Origin of the sequence: Advenella incenata, assembly GCF_004217095.1 — a bacterium.
GTDB classification, from domain to species: domain Bacteria; phylum Pseudomonadota; class Gammaproteobacteria; order Burkholderiales; family Burkholderiaceae_B; genus Advenella; species Advenella incenata.
In genome coordinates this window covers 1,387,218-1,408,080 of sequence record NZ_SHKO01000001.1, presented here as the reverse complement: position 1 = coordinate 1,408,080, position 20,863 = coordinate 1,387,218, and the positions used below count along the sequence as shown (strand labels likewise).

The following is a 20,863-nucleotide window of genomic DNA, read 5'->3' as shown; positions in this document are numbered from 1 at the left end:
GCAAGGAGCTTCCAATGTTAGAAACCGTCGTCAAACGTGATACCGATCTGGGTACACCCGAAGTCACCTCCGACACGCTGATTACCGTCACGATTGACGGTTACGACATATCGGTGCCCGAAGGCACATCGGTCATGCGCGCGGCTGCGCTCAACGGCGTCAACATTCCCAAACTGTGCGCCACCGACAGCATTGAAGCCTTCGGCTCATGCCGTTTGTGCCTGGTGGAAATTGAAGGCCGACGCGGTTACCCGGCCTCCTGTACCACGCCGGTAGAGCAAGGCATGGTCATCCGCACCGAAACACCCAAGCTGCATCAACTGCGGCGCGGCGTCATGGAATTGTATATTTCCGACCACCCGCTCGATTGCCTGACCTGCCCGTCCAATGGCGATTGTGAATTGCAGGATATGGCAGGTGTGGTCGGATTGCGCAACGTGCGCTACGGCTACGAAGGCGCCAATCACCTGCAGGACCAGAAGGACGAGTCCAACCCTTATTTCACTTATGATCCCAGCAAGTGCATTGTCTGCAACCGCTGCGTTCGCGCCTGCGAGGAAACCCAAGGCACTTTTGCCCTGACCATTTCCGGTAAAGGATTTGCCTCGCGCGTATCGGCCGGCCAGGACCAGCCGTTCATGGACAGCGAATGTGTGTCCTGCGGCGCCTGCGTACAGGCCTGCCCGACCGCAACACTGGAAGACAAAAGCATTATCGAACTGGGCCAGGCCGATCATTCGGTCATCACGACCTGCGCCTATTGTGGTGTGGGCTGCGCCTTCAAGGCTGAAATGAAAGGCGAGACTGTGGTGCGCATGACGCCATGGAAAGATGGCAAGGCCAACCGCGGTCACTCCTGCGTCAAGGGACGTTTTGCCTGGGGCTACACCACCCACAAAGAACGCATTACCAAACCCATGATCCGCAAAAGCATCTCCGACCCATGGACCGAAGTATCATGGGACGAAGCCATTGGCTACGCAGCCAGCGAATTCAAACGTCTGCAAGGCAAATACGGACGTGATTCCGTGGGCGGCATCACCTCGTCCCGCTGCACCAACGAAGAAACCTGGCTGGTGCAAAAACTGGTGCGCGCCGCCTTCAATACCAATAATGTGGACACCTGCGCCCGCGTCTGCCATTCGCCCACCGGCTATGGCCTGAAGTCTACGCTGGGTGAATCGGCCGGTACGCAGACCTTCGATTCCGTAATGTTCACCGATGTGGTTATCGTCATGGGCGCCAACCCAAGCGCCGCACACCCTGTCTTTGCGTCGCGCCTGAAAAAGCGGCTGCGCCAGGGCGCGCGCCTGATTGTCATCGATCCGCGCCAGACCGAGCTGGTCAGCTCCCCGCACGTTCGCGCCGATTACCATTTGCAGGTGCGCCCGGGCACCAACGTCGCGCTGCTGTCGGCCATGTCACATGTGATTGCCACGGAAAACCTGGTCAATCTGGACTTTGTCCGCGAGCGCTGCGAAGAAAAAGCATTCAAAGAATGGCTTGATTTTGTCAGCCTGCCGGAAAACTCTCCTGAAGCGATGCAAGCTGAAACTGGCGTTCCGGCCGAGCAGATCCGCGGTGCAGCCAGGCTTTTTGCCACCGGCGGCAACGGCTCCATATACTACGGGCTGGGCGTGACCGAACACAGCCAGGGTTCCACCACAGTGATGGCCATCGCCAACCTGGCCATGGCCACCGGCAATATCGGACGCGAAGGCGTGGGCGTCAATCCACTGCGCGGCCAGAACAACGTGCAGGGTTCCTGCGACATGGGTTCGTTCCCGCACGAGCTGCCCGGCTATCGCCATATTTCCGATGATGTAACCCGTCACGACTTTGAAAAAGCCTGGAACGTCACCCTGCAGCCAGAACCCGGCCTGCGCATTCCGAATATGTTTGATGCCGCGCTGGAAGGCACCTTCAAGGGGCTGTACTGCCAGGGTGAAGACATTGTGCAATCGGATCCGAATACCCAACACGTGGCCGCATCGCTGTCGGCCATGGAGTGCGTGGTGATCCAGGATATTTTCCTGAACGAAACCGCCAAGTACGCCCATGTATTCCTGCCCGGCTCAACCTTCCTGGAAAAAGACGGCACCTTTACCAACGCGGAACGTCGTATTTCACGGGTACGCAAGGTTATGGAACCGGCCAGCGGCATGGCAGACTGGGAGATTACCTGCGCCTTGTCCAATGCCCTGGGCTACCCCATGGACTACAACCATCCGTCGGAAATCATGGACGAAATCGCGGCGCTAACGCCAACGTTCACCGGCGTCTCATTCGATCTCATCACAAAAATGGGCAGCGTGCAGTGGCCGTGCAACGATCTGGCGCCCGAAGGCACGCCGATCATGCATATTGACGAGTTCGTACGCGGCAAAGGCAAGTTCATGATTACAAAATACATCCCGACGGACGAAAGAAGCACGCGCAAATTTCCACTACTCTTTACCACTGGCCGGATTCTGTCGCAGTACAACGTGGGTGCGCAAACGCGCAGAACCCCGAATGTGGCGTGGCATTCGGAAGACGTGTTGGAAATTCATCCGGTTGACGCCGAAGATCGCGGCATCAGCCAGGGCGACTGGGTGGGCATCCAGAGCCGCGCCGGCGAAACGGTATTGCGGGCCGATGTCACCACGCGGGTTCAGCCAGGCGTCGTCTACACCACCTTCCACTTCCCTGAATCAGGCGCGAACGTGGTCACCACCGACAACTCGGACTGGGCCACCAATTGCCCCGAGTACAAGGTAACCGCCGTGCAAGTAACACGTGTCACGCAACCGTCGGCCTGGCAACACAAGTGGTCCGAAATCAATCGTGAACAGCGTGCACTTCTGAAAAATCGCGTCACGATGGACGAAACACCGGTAACCGGTTAACGACAGGATTTTTCTTGATGGACAAGGTCGTCACCTCAGTTTCAACGGCCGCACTCAAGGGCAGCGATCCGACCGATACGGTCGCGCTGCCCGCAGCACCGGCGCGCAGTCTGCGCTTGCAGGTCACCCGCGTGCACGACGGCCTCATGCATTCGCAAGCCGAAAGCGATGCGATTGCCGTCGAAACACCGGTAGCCGTTGAACTCAATGGCATCAACCATGCGGTCATGCTTGCCACACCGGATAATCTGGAAGATTTCGCCTGGGGCTTTTGCCTGACAGAAGGCATTGTGCGCTCTCCTGATGACATTCGTGATATCGAGCAGGAGCGCACGGACCTGGGCATCATTCTGCATGTGCAGATCAGCCCGGCCTGCATGCAATTTCTCAAGGAGCGCCGCCGGCAAATGGCCGGACGCACGGCCTGTGGCCTGTGCGGAGTTGAAACCCTGGAAGCGGTGCGCCGGCTGCCGCCCGTAGCGCCGCCCAGTCACGCGGTCAGCCCCGCTACATCGGCCCTGGCCCCCTCCTCTGTACAACAACATAACCTGCACGCCGTGCCGGCGGGCTTGACACTGGCGCAACTGCTCAAGGCCATGGGCGCCCTGCGTGAACAACAGCCATTGCACCAGGACACCGGCGCCACCCATGCCGCTGCCTGGGTGGCCGCCAACGGCCACACCCCCACCTTCATCCGGGAAGACGTGGGTCGGCATAACGCACTGGACAAAACCATCGGCGCCCTGTTACGGGATACCCAACCCATCGGTCACGGCGCGCTGCTGGTATCGAGCCGCGCCAGCTTTGAAATGGTACAGAAAGCCGCAATGGCTGGCTGCCCTGTACTTGCAGCGGTCTCGGCGCCAACATCGGCGGCGATCGCGCTGGCCGAAGAAACCGGCATCACGCTGCTGGGCTTTACGCGCGCCCAGCAGGCTACAATCTACGCCCATTCACAACGCTTTCAATTATCGGACAAAGGCAAGGCATTATGACGACTCCACATGTGTTCAACACGACCGCAATGCTCATCAAGATGGCAAACCAGATTGCCGGCTTTTTCGAAGCACTGCCCGATAGGGAAGAAGGTCTGCGCAGCGTCTACGAGCATATCCGCAAGTTCTGGGAGCCACGTATGCGCATTGCCCTGCTCGAATTTCTGGAACAGCATCCTGACGGGCAGGATGGAGAAATAGGGCTGTCAGCATTCGCACTGGAAGCCATCAATAACCACAAGGCGGAACTCAAACCCGCTGCACAAACTGCCATACCCGCTACACCATAAGGCCGTCAGGCCATGCATAATCCATAATCCAAGGAGACATCTATGAATCAAGCCGTTACCCGTGGCGGATTCTTCAGCAAGGAGCGGATCACAGCCGGTCCGGGTTTTAACAGGTGGATGGTTCCGCCTGCTGCGTTAGCCATTCACCTATGTATTGGACAGGCCTATGCCTTTTCGGTATTCAATAAACCAATGACCCAGTTGCTGGGCATTTCCGAATCCGCCCCCGGTGACTGGACCATTCCGGAACTGGGCTGGATCTTCAGTATCGCCATTGTTTTTCTCGGCCTGTCAGCGGCCTTTGCTGGAAAGTGGCTGGAAGAAGTGGGACCACGCAAGGCCATGTTCGCTGCCGCATGCTGCTTTGGCGGCGGCTTTCTGGTTGCAGCGCTGGGCCTGCAACTGCATCAGTTGTGGTTGGTGTATTTCGGCTACGGCGTATTGGGCGGCATCGGCCTGGGCATTGGCTATGTCTCGCCGGTCTCCACCCTCATCAAATGGTTTCCCGACAGGCGCGGCATGGCCACAGGCATGGCCATCATGGGTTTTGGCGGCGGCGCCATGATCGCCTCGCCACTGTCTCTGAAACTGATGAACACGTTTAAATCTGAGACATCGATGGGTGTGACCGAGACCTTCGTGGTGCTGGGTGTCGTGTACTTCATCTATATGTGCATTGGCGCACTGTCGGTGCGCATTCCGGCGCCCGACTGGAAGCCTGAAGGCTGGACACCGCCGGTGCAGCAAAACGCCATGATCTCCCGCAACCACGTGCATATAGACCGGGCCATCAAAACCCCGCAATTCTGGCTGCTGTGGTGGGCCCTGTGCCTGAACGTGACTGCCGGTATCGGTGTGCTTGGCCAGGCCTCGCTGATGATTCAGGAAAGCTTTCAGGGCATGATTACCGCCGCAGCCGCAGCCGGTTTCGTCGGCCTGCTGTCGCTAGCCAACATGAGCGGGCGCTTCCTGTGGTCAACCGTCTCGGACTATATCGGACGCAAGCTGACTTACAGCACCTTCTTTGTGCTGGGCACCGTGCTGTATTTGCTGGTTCCGGGAATGGGCACCGGCGGTCACGTGGCCCTGTTCGTGCTGTTCTATCTGGTGATTCTGTCCATGTATGGTGGCGGTTTCTCCACGGTCCCGGCCTATCTGGCCGATCTTTTCGGCACCCGCTATGTGGGCGGGATACACGGACGTCTGCTGACGGCATGGTCTGCAGCCGGTGTGTTCGGCCCGGTCCTGGTCAATTACATTCGTGATTACCAGCTGCAGATGGGCATTCCACCGTCTGACGTCTACATCTACACCATGTATGTGATGGCCGGGTTGCTGGTCATTGGGTTCATCTGCAATATGATGATCCGTCCAGTTGCCGCCGAACATCATATGCCGGCAGACAGCGTTGCGGGCGAGCCGATTGCGGCCGGCGCCAAATAACACGGAGAGAGAAAATGCAAGATACTGCTCAAAGAAAAACCCCAGTGGGACTGATCGTGGCCTTCTGGCTTCTGGTTGGTATCCCGCTGATTTGGGGTGTGGCCAATACCATCATCACCGCTGCAGCCCTGTTCAAGTAACCAGCCTTGGCCATAGCAGGACCCGGGCTACGCTCTAATCGGACCATCCCGGGAGGCCCCTGCCAATTGGTCGACAACGCCGCAAAAAGCACTGCTTGATGCGGCGTTTTTCTATAATGGAGCACATCTGGGACGTATCGCCCCAGCACCTGTTCCAGGAACTATCATGAGCACCCACAAGCGCGTCCTTCTGGTCGAAGACGAAATCAGTATTGCGGCCAACGTCTGCAGCTATCTGGAAATAAAAGGCTATATGGTGGATGTTGCCTATGAAGGCCATGCCGCCCTTACCCTGCTTGACCAGTATGCCTTTGATACTGTTGTTCTGGACCTCGGGCTGCCGGGCAAAAGCGGATTTGACGTACTGCAATACATCCGTGATCAGGCTAAGCTGAGCACCCCGGTGGTGATTCTCACTGCACGCGATGCCTTGCAGGACAAGCTCACCGGTTTTTCCCTGGGCACCGATGATTACCTGACCAAACCGTTCTCACTGAGTGAACTTGAAGCGCGGATCAACGCACTCATCAAGCGCGCCTCCGGCAATGTGGCCGACCCGGTCAGACGTTGGGGCCCGATCGAGATCAACACGCGCTCACATATTGTCGCCATCAAGGGGGTGCCGGTACACCTGACGCGCAAGTCCTACGATATCCTGAGCACCTTCCTGCAACACCCCGGTGAAGTCATTACCAAAGAGCGCTTCGAGAGCCTGTTGTGGGCGGACGACCCGAAATCATCGGATGCCCTGCGCAGCCAGATTCATTTGCTGCGCAAAGCCCTGGCCGAACACGATTGTGATGTCATTGAAACCGTGCATGGCACCGGGTGGCGCCTTGGCAAACCGGAAGCGCAGTCATGAAAAACCGCGGTTCGCTATCGCTGACGCAACGGATGTCGCTGGCGCTGACCGGCGCCGTCACGCTTTTTGTCGTGGCGCTGTGCGTGCTCTCGCTCTGGGCATTTGACAGCATGGAAGACAATCTGGTGGATTCGACCTTGCTGGCTGAAAAGGACCGGATTGTTGCACTGGATGCCCATCTGGCCAGCCGGCCCGACAACGGAGCGCAGGAGAGCCAGAACCAGCCCATCAGGCGCTGGGATATTGCCAGTGCCGCTGACGAAAGCCAGCTGCCGTCCCTGTTGCGCAATCTGAACGACGGTGCATACTTTATGCAGCCGGGCGACGATACCTGGCATGTACTGGTGTTTTCCCGTGACCAGGGCAAGACAGTCCTGCTTTACGACGCAACACTCAATGAGCAACGGGTGCATGACTTTGCTCTCATCGTGATCATGGCCGGCATGCTGTGCATCGGTTTATCGTACTTCCTGGCGCGCGGCGTGTCCAGGCGCATTACCGACCCGGTGCAAAGCCTGACCCAGACCCTGTCAACCTGGGCGCCGGGTGCGTCGAATCTGTCTCCCAGTCGAAATGACGAAGTGGGACGCCTGATCGAAGCCTTCAACCGGATGCAGAGTCAGGTTGAAAAATCCATTGCGCAGGAAAAGGAATTTTCCGCAAACCTGAATCATGAAATCCGCACCCCGCTGACCACGATTCGCACCGATGCTGAACTTGCGCTGGAAGATACCCTGCTGCTTGACGAAACCCGCATGAGGCTCAAACGTACGCTCAGCAATGTCGATCTGATCACCGATACGCTGGAGAGTACGGTCCATCTGAAAACACAGGCACGGCAAAACCCCGAGCCGGTCAACCTGCGCGATTGCCTGGAAAATGCGTGGAGCACCAGCACGGGTGATAATGAAGATATAAAGTTGCAGCTGATCAACCAATTGCTGCCGGGCGAGGTGCTGACCGTTAATCGCTACGCGATGCAGATGATCATGCGCAACCTGATTCGCAACACCCTGGAGCATGCTGCCGCGACGACCCTGACCGTCTATTTATCGGGCACGCGCCTGTATTTCGAAGACAACGGCAAGGGCATTGCCCAGGCCGATCTGCCCAGAATTTTTGAACGTTATTATAGTGGACACACACGCGACACGCAGATGGCCGAGAACAGCAGTGCCATTGCGGCCGCGCCGAAGCGGCGCGGACTGGGCCTTGCCATTGTGCAGCACATTTGTGAACTTGAACACTGGACTATTCGGGTCGAATCCTCGACCCAGCCAGGTGCATCCATGACGCGATTTATATTGCAGGTGGCATAGGTAGTCGATCGCCTGATCAACCATGCCTGTGCTGCGCACACTTGCGGATTCGCCGCAGGCATTCCTGCCGGCGAATCGCAATACCAAAAACAGGAACTAACTGTTGCTTTGGTCTTTCAAGCGATACACGAGCACCGATGTGTGGGCCAGTGACAGCACTTTGGTTGTCACGCTACCCAGCAGCAACCGGGACAGCCCGCTGCGACCGTGGCTGGCGATGTAAATAAGATCGCAGCCATTTTCCTTGGCGGCCTCGACAATTCCGTCAGCTACGCTGTAGTTGGAAATGATGAGTGACGTAGCTTTCACATTTGCAGTCTGGGCGCGATCCAGCACCGGTTTCAGATAGGACTCGGCCTCCTTGCGCGCAGCCTCTTCATAGTCGCCGTCGGAAATGGCGTAGGATGCCGCCATGCCGTCAAAGCCGATCAATGTTGAAAACGGCTGCGTCACGTTGATCGCGATAACTTCGGCACTGTTCTGCCGTGCGAAGCAAATGCCTGAATTGGCTGCCCGTGCAGAAATGTCCGAACCGTCGATAGGAAGAAGAATTTTATTGAACATGGTGGGACTCCTTAAGACTGCGATGTTTCCTGTTTGGCCGCATTGTATAGATGCGTGCAACGCGTACCCGAGCGGCAGTATGCCAGCACTGGCGCGGGTAAGGTGTCGAGGTATTGACGAAAAGCCTTGACGTCCTCGGGAGTAATGGCGCCGCTGACGACAGGCTGGTACACCACCGTCAGACCAGCCTGCTCACCAGCCTTGATGACATCGGCAGAGGCAGGCTGCGATTCGCCGCCTTCATAATCGGGACGATTGATAATGACGCTGCGGTATCCCGCCGCCTTGACAGCGGCCATGTCTTCGGCGCCCAGTTGGGGCGCCACCGCCAGCGAGTCACTTAACGGGGTAATGGGTGTTGACATATGTCCTCACAGAGTGTCGGGCAGCAACGCAGCCAAATAGACAGCGAACAGGAACCCGCTCCGACAGTTTGATGCCTGGGGCACCGTGATTGAAGATTGCCTGAACTGTCATCTGTCGCCCTATCACAGTTGTAATACCGTGGAACGGCGAGGCAGACCGGACAGCGGCCCGAAATTATTTTATGCCAGTTTAACGCAGCATCTGATACAAATTTACCCTAATCTCTATAAAATAGCATCAGTAATTTCACCACGATCTGATTTAAAACAGTAAATGACCGATTTCTGCCGCGTTCGTCCTGCAACCGCTCAGGACATTACAGCTATTGCGCAAATTTATGCCTGGCACGTGCTGCACGGCATCGCCACTTTCGAGGAAATCGTACCTGATCGAGAGCAGATGCTTGAACGATTTGTCCATATCACCACACAGGGTTATCCCTATATTGTGGCGGAAAAGGACGGCGAAATTATCGGTTATGCCTATGCCTCATCTTTTCGTCCACGCGTGGCGTATCGTTACACCGTGGAAAACGCCATCTACCTGCGCCATGATCTGGGGCGCATGGGTGCAGGGTCCCAGTTGCTGGCCGAATTGATCCGACTGTGCGAGGCCGGTCCCTGGCGCCAGATGATCGCCGTGATTGGCAACAGCGCCAATGCCGCCTCCATCGCCGTGCATCGCAAGGCCGGCTTCGAAATGATCGGCACCCTTGCCGCTACCGGCTTCAAACACGGCCAATGGGTCGATACCGTACTGATGCAGCGCGCCCTGTCGGGCGGCGCTCAGACCCTGCCCGATACTGCGGACACAGCGACCTCCTCACCTGCCGCATAGTACCCGGCTGACTGCTGCATCGCGGTTACCCGCATCCGGAAAAGTCAAGCCAGGCCATCGGATATGTGACTGACATGCCGCGTCCGTGATCGCCCGTTACCGCAACACCTTGCCATGCCCATTGCCCGCGGACAGGACCCCGGCTCAGGCCACAGCCTGTATGCCACCGCCCCTGCTGTGCTCAGGTTGGATGACGCACCAGCCGACTGGCATGCGTGGCGAGCATATGAGCAAAGGCATCGCTTTTGAGAAATGCAAATTCCGCTGTACGTTGGGCGCCAATGGCATCGGCCGGGTCAACGCCATCGGCCGGATGACACATGATGACAATGCGCTCTGCAGCCCCGGCCAGCCAGGCCTGCATATGCCGCTCGAAACGGGCGCTGCCGCCGGTCAATGCATATACGCCGGCAAAATCCTCGTTATAGGGAAAATCGATCCGTTGCAGGCGTCGGCGCAGCGCACCGCTGCCCAGCAGGGCGATCAACCGCGCCTTCCATTGCAAGCCGCGGGCCAGTGAAGCATTGCGCATCGCCGTCGAGCGTACCCAGAAATCATCGCAATCGTAACGTCGAATCAGCACATCCATTAGCGCGTCACGAATCTGCGGAAACTGGTGCACATGCTGATGACCATCAAAAAAATCCGGCGTGCGTTTCATATGCTGCTCAAAAAGATCGCACTGGCGCTCAATTGAGCGCACCAGGATAGCGGGATCCAGCTGGCGCAGCCATGCGTTCACAATAAGCCGAGACAGAGGCCGATGAAAATCATTGTCCGGCCCCAGCTTCTCAGTCAAATTGATATGCAACCCGATATCGATGTCCAAGCTGCGCAGCCGTTGTGCGCCCATTGCCCACGCACCAGCCTGGGTCAGGCAACTGGTCGCGCTGATCCGTTGTTCTGCTGCCAGCTGAAAGACTGCGCGATTGATGTTCTCGTTTAAACCGAAATCATCAGCGCAGAGTACAACCTGTTTTTTCTTGCGTGCCATATGGCTTCCTGTCCCGGCTTATTGTGTCAGATGATCGATTGCCGATATCCCATCCTATCAGACAATACGAATGTCATAAACCACCAGACAGCGTCCCTGCCCTGGCATTTGCCTCTGCGGCCTGCAGGCTGGCGTCAAACGCTTGCGGGGAACCCTGGGCCAGCCCTCGCCCCACTTGCCGACTCACAATAAAAAGCGGCCGGCGTTTTACTTCTTCGTAGATATGCGCGACATATTCGCCCACCATGCCCACCGAGATCAGGATGATGCCCGCAAAAAAACTCTCTGCCACAATCAGCGTGGAATAGCCGCGCACCGGATTGCCGACCATCACATATTCAAATATGACGTACAGGCCATACAGCAGGGCCAGGCCGGCCAGCAGCATGCCGCCGAACATGGCCATGCGCAATGGCCAGGTCGTAAACGCCGTCAGCCCCTGCAGGCCATGGCCGACAAGACGAAACAGACTGAAGCGGGATGCGCCAAAGCGTCGTTCATCCGGCTGGTAATAGACCGCTTGCGTGCGAAAGCCTACCCAGGCGTATAGTCCCTTCATAAAGCGCGTGCGCTCGGGCAACTGGCACAAGGCCTGCACCACCTTGCGGTCCATCAGGCGAAAATCACAGGCATCGGGCTCGATCCGAACCTTGCCGGTGCCTTTCATCAGAAAATAGAATAACCGCGTGCCAATACGCTTGAGCAGCCGCTCATCGGCGCGCGCCTCGCGTACTGCATAGACCATATCGGCCCCCTGCTCCCAGTGCGCAACCATACGGGCAATCAGCGCGGGCGGATGCTGCAGGTCTGCATCCAGCGTGACAACGACCTGGCCCAGGGCCAGCTCCAGGCCGGCGCTCAACGCCGCCTCCTTGCCGAAATTGCGTGACAGCTGCAGATAGCGCACCCGACTGTCGCGCTGGCAGAAGTCGTTCATAAAATCCGGCGTATCATCAGAGCTGCCATCATCAACAACGATAATTTCCCAGCAGGCAAAGGCATCGCGCAGCAACACGATGAGCATGGGCAGCAAAATGCGCAGACTGCGCGCCTCATTCAATGCTGGAATCACACAGCTGACCGAGGCGTCTGCCGCCCTGCGTACTTTTTCTATAGTGACCTGCACAACAGGCAAGCCGCCGGCCAGCGCTCGCTTATCGCCACGGCGCTCTTGCGGACAATGCCGCATATCTTGGTATCTGGTGTACACGGTCATCCCGATGGTAAAAGCACAGAAAACCAGACTATATGACCGTGGACGTTAAATTTCCGTGAAATTGGCGACAGTTGCTATCGCTGCCTGCTATGGACACAGGCAAGGCGCAAAAAGCAGGCACCCAAAGAAAGAAGAGACGAGTGACAGGAAACGAGCGGCAACCGGCAGTGCGCAACCCTGACCCTGGCCAGCGCCGAGCGTGGCGCCGCCGTATCCATGTACAGCAAGGACGCGACAAGGACCGGCAATCAGGCAGCCGGAGCAGGCTCAGTCAGCTTGCGCCACAAACTGAGACCCCCTGCAGCCTGGTCCAGCCCATCCAGATAAGCAGTATGCTCGGCCAGCTCAGCTTCCGTGGCCACTTCGACCCGCAAGATGGTCGCATCAAATTGCGCCACCACCGGCTGACCTTCCTGCTGGCGCGGCTGATCGCTGTGCTCCATGACCAGGCCAAACTGGCCTCGGGTCATGGCCAGCCATACCTCGGCCAGCAGTTCAGCATCCAGTAACGCACCGTGTAAAGTACGATGCGCGTTGGAAATACCCAGTCGCTCGCACAGCATATCCAGACTGTTGCGCTTGCCCGGGTACTGCTCACGCGCCATGGCCAGCGTATCGTGGATCGCGGCGGCAGTCTTGTCGATAGGCGGCATGCCTACCCGTGCAAATTCCGCATTCAGGAACTTGACGTCAAATGAGGCATTATGGATATAGATTTCGGTCCCTTGCAGGTACTCTAAAATCCGTGCCGCTTCGTCTTCAAATCGATTGAACTGCGATAGAAATTCGGTGGTCAACCCGTGCACCTCGAGTGCGCCGGGTGAACTGTCCCTGTCGGGATTGAAATAAATATGCAGATTATTCCCGGTGAACTGACGATCAATCAGTTCCACGCACCCGAGCTCGACGATCCGATCGCCTTCGGCCGGGTCAAAGCCGGTTGTCTCTGTATCGAGAATAATTTGTCGCATTGCCTGTACCCTTAAGACATGCCTGGTACGACGGTAGAGAATCCGGCGTCCACATGCACAATTTCACCCGTGATACCTGCAGCCAGGTCCGACAGCAGGAACGCAGCCGTATTGCCCACATCTTCAATGGTGACATTGCGCTTGAGCGGCGCATGAGCCGATACAAAATTGAGGATGGAGGAAAAGTCCTTGATGCCACTGGCAGCCAGCGTTTTGATCGGACCGGCGGAGATCCCGTTGGCGCGCAGGCCGTCTGCCCCCAGCGCGGTGGCCAGATAGCGGACACTGGCTTCAAGCGAAGCCTTTGCCAGACCCATGGTGTTGTAATTGGGAACAACCTTCTCCGCTCCCAGATAGGTCAGTGTCAGCACGGACCCCTGGCGCGCCTTGAGCAATGGCAACGCTGCCTTGGTCATGGCAGGAAAGCTGTACGCCGAAATATCATGGGCAATACGAAAGCCTTCGCGGGAAAGCCCGTCCAGAAAATTGCCGGCGATCGCTTCGCGAGGGGCAAAACCGATAGAGTGCACCAGCCCATCGAGCCCGTCCCAGTGCTGCGCCAACTGCTCAAAAGCAGCGTCAATCTGCGCATCTTCAGCCACATCACAGGGGATCACAATGGCGCTGCCGAAATCGGCGGCAAATTCGGTTACCCGGTCTTTGAAACGGTCGCCGACATAGGTGAAAGCCAGTTCAGCTCCCTGCGCTTTGCATGCCTTCGCAATGCCGTAGGCGATTGAACGGTTCGAAATGACGCCCGTGACCAGTATTCGTTTATTTGCAAGAAAGCCCATTTGCTGTCCTAATTGTTTTTCAATGATGGTCATTATAAAAAAAATGCGCAATGCAAAGGCATTGCGCAGTGATTCGGCAATATTTAGTAGCGCCGGGCCACGGCGATTAACCGCGGATTGCCGTTCCTGGCAGACGCAGGCGCAAACCCGCTTTGAGCCCTTCGCTACCAATATTATTGAGTGCCTTCAGATCGTCAACCGTTGTGCCATAGCGTTTAGCCAGCGAGTACAAGGTTTCGCCCTGTGTGACAAAATGCTCGGGAGTACGCGCTGTCGTTGCAGCACGAGGACTGTAGGCCGCCGCGCGAACTGCCGGTGCAGCCTGTTGGGCCAGCACAGGAGCGCGCACTGTTGCAGTGGCCGGGCGTACAGCACCCTGATAGCCGGCTGGCGCCGCCTGGGCGACATAACGCACCGATTCACGATTGACAGAAGGGGTGCCGGCCCCGTTCTGGGCAACCAGCGCGGCCAGCGGATCGTCCGTCGCTGCAGGTGCGTTACGCGGCGCTGGCTGATTGCCGCCCGTGTCCCACACAACTGGCGTCGCCCCGGAGGTACTACGCGTATTGCTTGCTACCTGACGTACGCCAGCCGAGGCGCCGGCGGTCTGACGCAGCGTTGGCGTTGGCGCATTGCCCGCATAAGCGCGAGGTTCCACCACAGGAGTGGGCGCGGCAGGCGATACTGGTGGAGGTGTATTGTCTGCCAGCATGCTGTCAGAATCGCGTCGGTTGCCATCAGGCGCAGTTGGCGGCAGGCCACGTGGGACAATGGAGTCGGTATCGAAATCGCGCTGTACCGGCACCATCAGCGCACGCGAGGACAGTGCTACGCTTTGACGTGACGAATAACCGTTAAGCGACTTGAGCTTGCTCAGAGAAATGCCATGCGCCTGGGCAATGGCGGCCAGCGACTCGCCAGGTGCCGGCTGGTATCCTTTATAGGTGGCCAGCGGCCCCGTGTAATTGGCCAGGTTTTTCTTGTAGGTGCTTACTGCTGAAACGGGCAGTAAAATATTGGGGTCATGCGAGGCCAACAGTGTCGGACGATTGAACGATGGATTCAGTTCCTTGAAGTCGGTCACGGAAATGCCTGCCAGTCGCGCCATGACGGCGACGTCAATATCCTTGGTGCGCCGCACTTTTTCGAAATACGGTTTGTCCGGAATGGAAGGCAGCGTGATGCCATACTTGGCCGGATTGGCCACAATATTGCGGATGGCCATCAGCTTGGGTACGTAATTACGGGTTTCGGAAGGCATCCTCAGATCCAGATAGCCACCGCCACCTGCCCGGTTTCTGGCGCGCTTGACGGCGCCTTCACCCCAGTTGTAGGACGCCAGCGCCAGGTGCCAGTCGTTGCCCTGGAAGGTATAAAGATAGGACAGATAGTCGAGCGCAGCGCGCGTCGATTCCACCGGATCGCGGCGGTCGTCTTTCCACCAGTCCTGCTTCAGATTGTAATGCGTGCCGGTGCTGGGAATAAACTGCCATAGGCCAGCCGCCCGGGAACGGGACAAGGCCGTGGCGTTGTAAGCGCTCTCCACAAACGGCAACAAGGCCAGTTCGGTGGGCATATTGCGCCTTTCGAGCTCTTTGGTAATGTGATAGATATATTTGCCGGAACGGGCGGCCATGGTCTGGACCGAGCCCGGACGGGCTGAATAGTAATTGGTCCAGTAAGCGACTTTTTCATCCTGCAGGGTAGGCATATCGAACCCCTTGCGCACGCGGTCCCAAACATCGCGATTGGGGCCGTGGTAGTTGACCGTATCGCTGTATTTGCCACCGCCGGAAGAAGCGCAGCCGGTCAGCGCGACGACACAACCCACCAGAAAAAATCGTACTAAGTTCATATAGGCTTTCTCAGAATTGGTTTTTCCACTCACGTAATACTTCAAGCACATTCTCGGGGTGGTCCAAAGAATGACCAACATGCTGTTCGGCTGCTGTTATGACAACCGGTTCATCCGTTCGCATGAAAGGATTGGTTTTGAGTTCGTGTTCCAGCGATGTTGGAACGGTAGCCTGATTGTTGTTGCGCAATGTTTCTGCTTCGCGCTGCCATTGCTCCAGATCAGGGTTGTGCGGATCGACGGTACGTGCCCAGCGGATGTTGCCCAAGGTGTATTCGTGAGCACAATAGACGGACGTATTGTGAGGCAATTTTCTAAATTTATCAAGGCTTTGTTGCATTTGTCTAGAATTTCCTTCAAATAGCCTGCCACAGCCTGTCGCGAACAGCGTGTCGCCGCAGAACAGCACATTTCGCTCATCGACCTGCCCGAAGTAGGCAATATGATCCAGCGTATGGCCCGGAACTTCCAAAACGGTAAATTGCCCAAATATGCCCAGATTGACGTTATCGCCTTGCCTGAGCTCGACATCGCGACAGGGGATTGTCGGGCCAGGTGGCCCATAGACCCTGGCGCCGGTGTATTGGACAAGCTCGGCCACGCCGCCGACGTGATCAGCATGATGATGGGTAAGGAGAATATTGGTAAGGGTTAACCCTTGATCGCGCAGGTAAGCCAGCACCGGGGCAGCGTCACCGGGATCAACGACAACCGCCTGATCACCCTGTACAATTGCCCAGATATAATTGTCGCTGAACGCGCTGATCGGCCAGATTTTTATAGTCATCAGATAGTCTCTTTACTTAAGGCGCCGCATTTATACCGAGGAATAAGTGAAACAAATCCATTCGCGAATCATCAATCTGGCAGATTGGTTCAATACAGACCCGGGCCAGCGCGTCATACAATGGGAATCATCAAAATTTGATCAGATTGTGGCCGACTCTTTCGGGTTCAACGCGGTTCAGGTCGGCCTGCCTGACTGGAATTTTTTGCATCATAACAGAATGCGCACCAAAATCATTCTGACCGATGACAGCTTTAACAATTGCACCCACTACCCCAATACCCGATTTGTCCAGGCGCAGCTGGACGCCCTTCCGCTGGCCTCCAATTCCATCGATTTGCTGATCCTGCCCCATATTCTGGAATGCGCCGATAACCCGCACCTGGTCCTGCGCGAAGCCGAAAGGGTTTTGGTTCACGAAGGCCGCCTGATTATCTCGGGGTTCAACCCCTGGAGCCTGTGGGGCTTGCGCTCGCGCATGCCCTTGCGCAAGCCCTGGATGCCGGTGGCCGCCTCGCGCCAGGTATCGGTCACACGCCTGAAAGATTGGATGAAACTGCTGTCATTCGAGGTAGACCGAGGCTACTTTGGCTGTTACACTCCCGCCTGCCATACGGATCGGTGGCTGAACCGGTGGAATTTCATGAACCAGGCAGGCGATCGATGGTGGCCCGTCGCAGGCGCCGTATACTTGCTGGCCGCAGTCAAGCGGGCCCATGGCATGACACTGATCGGCCCCTCCTGGAAAGGCAAGAAGAAGAAAAAATTCGCCCGCGGCGAAGCCGCCATATCCCGCCGCGATGTACGTCAGCTTTTTAAAGAACCTCATGGATAAACCACAAGTCAATATCTGGACAGACGGCGCCTGCAAGGGCAACCCCGGCCCCGGCGGCTGGGGCGTACTGCTGCGCCAGGGCCCGCACGAAAAAACCCTTTTCGGCGGCGAGGCGCAAACCACCAACAATCGCATGGAAATGATGGCCGTCGTCGAAGCGTTGCGGGCACTCAAACGCAGCTGCAACGTTACCCTGCATGTCGACTCGCAATACGTGCAAAAGGGAATCTGCGAATGGATGGCCGGCTGGCAGGCGCGCAACTGGAAGACCGCCGATAAAAAGCCGGTTAAAAATGTCGATTTGTGGCTGTTGCTCAATGAACAGGTTGCCAGGCACGATGTCACCTGGAAATGGGTCAAGGGTCATGCCGGCGACCCTGGCAACGAACGGGCCGATGCACTGGCCAACCAGGGTGTGGACCTGGTCAGGAAACAGAAACAGTCAGTACAGGCTTAATCCTGCTGGTCTGACCACACCGCAAGCTCATGGCCGTCCGGGTCGGCAAAGTGAAATCGCCGGCCACCGGGAAACGCGAAAATGGGTTTGACAATCCGGCCCCCCGCACGCTCAATACGCTGCTGCATGTGCGCCAGATTATCCGCATACAAAATGACCAGCGGGCCGCCTGGGCTAACCGGCTCGCCCTGCGCAAAGCCCCCGGTAAAGCGCCCGTCGGTAAATTCACAGTAATGCGGCCCATAGTCCTTGAAAGTCCAGCCAAAGGCACTGGCATAGAATTTGCATGTGCGAACAATGTCGCTGACCGTAAACTCGATATAGTCAAGTTTTCCGTTTTTGTCCTGTGGGTTCATGTCTGACGCTCCCGTTTGGCAAGGCATAACTGGCCTGACACTGTGCTGTGGTGGCTGTTGCTGCCTCGGTTGTGACGATTCAGAGTCTGTAATTAGTCGCAACCCATGCGACGCGCTCTTTCCCGATGCGCATCGGCACGCTGGTCCGCACTATTGCGAGACAGGAAATTGTCCCCTGCTCCCGGTGCCGGCGCCATCATGATGCGTGAATTGATGCGCCCGCACTCTGCATTTTTTGAATGATCAGTGCCGGTTGAACATGCTGCAATCAGCCCCAGCGCCATGATGCAGATCACGCGCCCCGTCGTATTTTTAAACATGACTATCCTGTTTTTCAGCCGAACGTGCAAAGCTTTCTAACGCTTTGGGTTCGTAATTGCTGCAGGCGGAATTCCGCTGCAGAGATGGCGGCCTGCTTCTGGCTTTCGTCCGGTCCGAACAAGGCGTCATGACCGCGCAACTGATCGACCCGCAAGTTCAGCTTATCGGTTTCACGTCCGATCTGGCGGCAGTTCATCGATTGCAATTGTGATTCAGTCAACGGAGCAACAACCGGCGGAGCGGCGCATGCAGCCAGCAGCGAGCATGAGCCAGCTAGCAACAACAGGGTTTTTCTCATAATGCAATATCCAGACAGATTGCCTGATTGCGCTGCATGACCAACCAATAGCAGAGACGCAGACACCAGGCGGGATTAAGTATCTGGTATTTTATAGGCTCCCCGCCGCTATGTCACATACCGACAGCGATTGCGGGCAGAAAACCGACTCCGGCGCCATCGCACCGTGTCGGTCTCTGATGATATCGCGACTTGCCATGCCGCATTGCAGCATTAGTGGCGGCAACGGCGGGCAGGCAATTGCAGCGCCCCACGCCGACGCGCCTGGCAACGCTAAACGTTCAGAACCGGAACGAACCCGCCGAATATCATGCGTTTGCCGTCAAAAGGCATGGGGTTCACGTCAGGCTGCATCCGTGGGTCTTCCATCATTTTCTTCATGCCCTCGTCATGCACCTCTTTGGAAGGCCAGGTAATCCAGGCAAACACCACGGTTTCATCCGGTTTGCATTGCACCGCCATGGGAAAAGAGGTGAGTTTACCGTCAGGGACTTCATCGCCCCAGCACTCGACAACACTCAATGCACCCAGCTCCTTGAAAATCTCCGCGGCCTCAGAGGCATGTTTAATGTACGTTTCGCGGTTGGCGGTTGGCACCGCAGCAACAAAACCATCGACATATTTCATGTGTATTCTCCGTTAGTTTTTGTGAGCGACAAACAATGTCGTCTACAGCCATAGTATGCGCATAAAGCGACGAACCGAACATAGGCTGATACGACAACTTCAGGGGAGGAATACGTCATAACGTCCGGCATCCTGTGGCACGCGAGTTCACCAAGCGCCTCGGATCGGGCACGGACACATCGTCCCCTGGTCCGCCCGAACCCTAAAATTTTGCAAAATGTAAAAAATAAGTATTGTCTTCACGATGTCATTTTAGTGGGTTATTTCTAGTCTAGAAAAACAGCTCCGCTACTCGCGCGAGAAACCTCACCCGAGAATCAGCTGACCCACAAATGAACAAGACAGACGAAAAACCGCAAATCGAACGTTTACAGTATCGCGCCAGCAGGATGATCTGGCTGGGCATCGCAGCAATCCCGTTTTCCCTGCTAAGCATGTATCCGGTTCTCGTTCAACCGGGGGAATCCGTTTACGCGCCCATCCTGCTCCTGTGCGCGCCGCTTGTACTGGCAGCGCTTTTGTTTGTTCTGGGATTACGCGCATCGCACCGCGCTCTGCAGCTGAACAATACGCGCAACACCCGTGTACTGGAAAATAGCGAAATGCGCAGCTTGCTGCTGGTTAGCATACAGGACACGCATCATGTCATTAACAGCAAGCCGGTATTGCGCCTGATCTTGTCCGACCCGCAAGCGCAGCATCGACAATACAAAATCACCGAACCCGTTTCCACACTCCAGTTGCGTGACCTGCAGGAGGGCAAGGCGGTGCCGGTGCTATTTCTGGACGATGGACGCGAATTACGACTGGGACTGGATCCGCAGTCCTCGCAACAGGACTGGGGCTTTTTATCTCGATTCATTCGTGAAGAACAACAACAAGCATGGTGAAATCAAACTGTCATATCGGTGTCGCAATGCTTTGCGACAATAGACGAGATTATCCATTTACCCGAACAGGAATCAATTGATGCTGGTGACCCGTCCCCAACTACCGGCCTACGACCCGATACAGCTCGTGGGCCGCGTCCTCAGTATTGATAATGGCATTTGTACCGTGCAGTGCGATGGCGCCAACTGGCACTGCGCCCGGGCGCTCAGTTGTCTGGTCGAACCGCAAATCGGGGATGAAGTCCTGGTCAGCGGCCCGGATCGCGATCGCGTTTTTCTGCTCGCCATCATCGCGCGCCCTGAAAACACGACGGTCACACTCTCGGTAACAGGAGATATGACGATCCGCAGCGAAGCGGGTACCGTGAAAGTGCATTCAGCCATGCTGACACATATCCACAGCGATCAGGTGGTAAAGCTGACTTCCCCAAACCATGAGCAGGAAAACGATTCGGCAATCATGAAGATAGGCCAAATGAACTATCTTGGAAAGAAACTCGACGCTGTCCTCGGTAGCACTGACTTGTTTTCGAATGTGATCGGACTGATGTCGGACAGCTTCAAAAGCGTGGCACGCCTTTGTTTCCGACATGTCAAGGAAGTCGATCACGTAAGGGCGCAGACCATCGACTACGAAGCAGAGAAACTGACCCGAGTACATGGTGGCTATACCACACTGACCGCGCAGGAAGTCATGAAAATCAACGGCGATCAAATTCACATGAGTTGATCCCCACGTACGTGGTTCGATAAGCAAC

24 protein-coding genes are annotated in these 20,863 nt (G+C 56.6%); 12 read left to right on the top strand and 12 right to left on the bottom strand.

Annotated elements, in window-relative coordinates; all coding sequences use genetic code 11:
• The first annotated feature begins 14 nt into the window (after positions 1-14).
• From fdhF to EV681_RS06365, 7 genes are all read left to right on the top strand, one after another.
• Positions 15-2,888, top strand: coding sequence for a formate dehydrogenase subunit alpha (gene fdhF / locus EV681_RS06395; RefSeq protein WP_130303544.1), 2,874 nt, complete (start codon positions 15-17; stop codon positions 2,886-2,888).
• A gap of 146 nt (positions 2,889-3,034) precedes the next feature.
• Entirely contained in the window at positions 3,035-3,883 is an 849-nt protein-coding gene (locus EV681_RS06390; protein ID WP_242612219.1) for a formate dehydrogenase accessory sulfurtransferase FdhD, read from the top strand.
• Positions 3,880-4,173 carry a formate dehydrogenase subunit delta gene (locus EV681_RS06385; protein WP_128395241.1) on the top strand — a complete coding sequence of 98 codons (294 nt, stop codon included), beginning with the start codon at positions 3,880-3,882 and terminating at the stop codon, positions 4,171-4,173. The genes EV681_RS06390 and EV681_RS06385 overlap by 4 nt, the downstream gene beginning before the upstream one ends.
• Before the next feature lie 42 nt (positions 4,174-4,215).
• Positions 4,216-5,616, top strand: coding sequence for an L-lactate MFS transporter (locus EV681_RS06380; RefSeq protein ID WP_130303543.1), 1,401 nt, complete (start codon positions 4,216-4,218; stop codon positions 5,614-5,616).
• 14 nt (positions 5,617-5,630) lie between these two features.
• Positions 5,631-5,756, top strand: a complete 126-nt coding sequence (locus EV681_RS06375; RefSeq protein WP_128395239.1) for an MFS transporter small subunit — start codon at positions 5,631-5,633, stop codon at positions 5,754-5,756.
• A 166-nt stretch (positions 5,757-5,922) separates the two neighbouring features.
• The gene (locus tag EV681_RS06370; protein WP_130303542.1) at positions 5,923-6,618 is read left to right on the top strand and encodes a response regulator transcription factor; all 696 of its coding nucleotides are present in this window, start codon (positions 5,923-5,925) and stop codon (positions 6,616-6,618) included.
• Complete coding sequence (locus EV681_RS06365; RefSeq protein WP_130303541.1) at positions 6,615-7,937, top strand: HAMP domain-containing sensor histidine kinase; 1,323 nt, start codon at positions 6,615-6,617, stop codon at positions 7,935-7,937. The genes EV681_RS06370 and EV681_RS06365 overlap by 4 nt, the downstream gene beginning before the upstream one ends.
• A gap of 96 nt (positions 7,938-8,033) precedes the next feature.
• On the opposite strand, the gene EV681_RS06360 is transcribed toward EV681_RS06365, so the two are convergent.
• Together EV681_RS06360 and EV681_RS06355 are read right to left on the bottom strand one after the other, a co-directional pair.
• On the bottom strand, positions 8,034-8,501 hold the full coding sequence (locus EV681_RS06360) for a universal stress protein (RefSeq protein ID WP_128395236.1): 468 nt from the start codon (positions 8,499-8,501) through the stop codon (positions 8,034-8,036).
• Between the two features lie 11 nt (positions 8,502-8,512).
• Complete coding sequence (locus tag EV681_RS06355) at positions 8,513-8,866, bottom strand: protein tyrosine phosphatase family protein (protein ID WP_128395235.1); 354 nt, start codon at positions 8,864-8,866, stop codon at positions 8,513-8,515.
• 274 nt (positions 8,867-9,140) lie between these two features.
• Here EV681_RS06355 and EV681_RS06350 point away from each other — a divergent pair, with 274 nt between their 5' ends.
• Positions 9,141-9,704, top strand: coding sequence for a GNAT family N-acetyltransferase (locus EV681_RS06350; RefSeq protein WP_128395234.1), 564 nt, complete (start codon positions 9,141-9,143; stop codon positions 9,702-9,704).
• Between the two features lie 181 nt (positions 9,705-9,885).
• Here EV681_RS06350 and EV681_RS06345 read toward each other — a convergent pair whose 3' ends face one another.
• The 6 genes from EV681_RS06345 to gloB form a co-directional block, all read right to left on the bottom strand.
• Entirely contained in the window at positions 9,886-10,698 is an 813-nt protein-coding gene (locus EV681_RS06345; protein WP_128395233.1) for a ChbG/HpnK family deacetylase, read from the bottom strand.
• Positions 10,699-10,771: 73 nt separating this feature from the next.
• On the bottom strand, positions 10,772-11,908 hold the full coding sequence (locus EV681_RS06340) for a glycosyltransferase family 2 protein (RefSeq protein WP_242612156.1): 1,137 nt from the start codon (positions 11,906-11,908) through the stop codon (positions 10,772-10,774).
• 254 nt (positions 11,909-12,162) lie between these two features.
• Complete coding sequence (gene dnaQ / locus EV681_RS06335) at positions 12,163-12,885, bottom strand: DNA polymerase III subunit epsilon (protein WP_128395232.1); 723 nt, start codon at positions 12,883-12,885, stop codon at positions 12,163-12,165.
• An 11-nt stretch (positions 12,886-12,896) separates the two neighbouring features.
• The gene (gene fabI, locus EV681_RS06330; RefSeq protein WP_128395231.1) at positions 12,897-13,679 is read right to left on the bottom strand and encodes an enoyl-ACP reductase FabI; all 783 of its coding nucleotides are present in this window, start codon (positions 13,677-13,679) and stop codon (positions 12,897-12,899) included.
• Between the two features lie 106 nt (positions 13,680-13,785).
• Positions 13,786-15,534 (bottom strand): lytic transglycosylase, encoded by a 1,749-nt coding sequence (locus EV681_RS06325; protein ID WP_242612155.1) that lies wholly within the window; start codon positions 15,532-15,534, stop codon positions 13,786-13,788.
• A gap of 10 nt (positions 15,535-15,544) precedes the next feature.
• Positions 15,545-16,321, bottom strand: coding sequence for a hydroxyacylglutathione hydrolase (gene gloB / locus EV681_RS06320; RefSeq protein ID WP_130303540.1), 777 nt, complete (start codon positions 16,319-16,321; stop codon positions 15,545-15,547).
• A 46-nt stretch (positions 16,322-16,367) separates the two neighbouring features.
• On the opposite strand from gloB, the gene EV681_RS06315 reads away from it, so the two are divergent.
• Both EV681_RS06315 and rnhA read left to right on the top strand, forming a co-directional pair.
• Positions 16,368-17,156, top strand: a complete 789-nt coding sequence (locus EV681_RS06315; protein ID WP_130303539.1) for a class I SAM-dependent methyltransferase — start codon at positions 16,368-16,370, stop codon at positions 17,154-17,156.
• Complete coding sequence (rnhA, locus tag EV681_RS06310) at positions 17,149-17,613, top strand: ribonuclease HI (protein ID WP_014749877.1); 465 nt, start codon at positions 17,149-17,151, stop codon at positions 17,611-17,613. The genes EV681_RS06315 and rnhA overlap by 8 nt, the downstream gene beginning before the upstream one ends.
• Here the strand turns inward: rnhA and EV681_RS06305 are convergent.
• The 4 genes from EV681_RS06305 to EV681_RS06290 all read right to left on the bottom strand — a co-directional run bounded on the left by EV681_RS06305 (position 17,610) and on the right by EV681_RS06290 (position 19,215).
• Positions 17,610-17,969, bottom strand: coding sequence for a VOC family protein (locus EV681_RS06305; protein WP_128395228.1), 360 nt, complete (start codon positions 17,967-17,969; stop codon positions 17,610-17,612). The genes rnhA and EV681_RS06305 overlap by 4 nt on opposite strands.
• A gap of 92 nt (positions 17,970-18,061) precedes the next feature.
• Entirely contained in the window at positions 18,062-18,289 is a 228-nt protein-coding gene (locus EV681_RS06300; RefSeq protein ID WP_128395227.1) for a hypothetical protein, read from the bottom strand.
• 14 nt (positions 18,290-18,303) lie between these two features.
• Positions 18,304-18,588 (bottom strand): hypothetical protein, encoded by a 285-nt coding sequence (locus EV681_RS06295; protein ID WP_128395226.1) that lies wholly within the window; start codon positions 18,586-18,588, stop codon positions 18,304-18,306.
• Between the two features lie 273 nt (positions 18,589-18,861).
• Complete coding sequence (locus EV681_RS06290) at positions 18,862-19,215, bottom strand: DUF1428 domain-containing protein (RefSeq protein WP_128395225.1); 354 nt, start codon at positions 19,213-19,215, stop codon at positions 18,862-18,864.
• A gap of 332 nt (positions 19,216-19,547) precedes the next feature.
• On the opposite strand from EV681_RS06290, the gene EV681_RS06285 reads away from it, so the two are divergent.
• The gene (locus EV681_RS06285) at positions 19,548-20,105 is read left to right on the top strand and encodes a hypothetical protein (RefSeq protein ID WP_130303538.1); all 558 of its coding nucleotides are present in this window, start codon (positions 19,548-19,550) and stop codon (positions 20,103-20,105) included.
• 79 nt (positions 20,106-20,184) lie between these two features.
• Complete coding sequence (locus EV681_RS06280; protein WP_128395223.1) at positions 20,185-20,835, top strand: DUF3540 domain-containing protein; 651 nt, start codon at positions 20,185-20,187, stop codon at positions 20,833-20,835.
• Positions 20,836-20,863 lie beyond the last annotated feature (28 nt).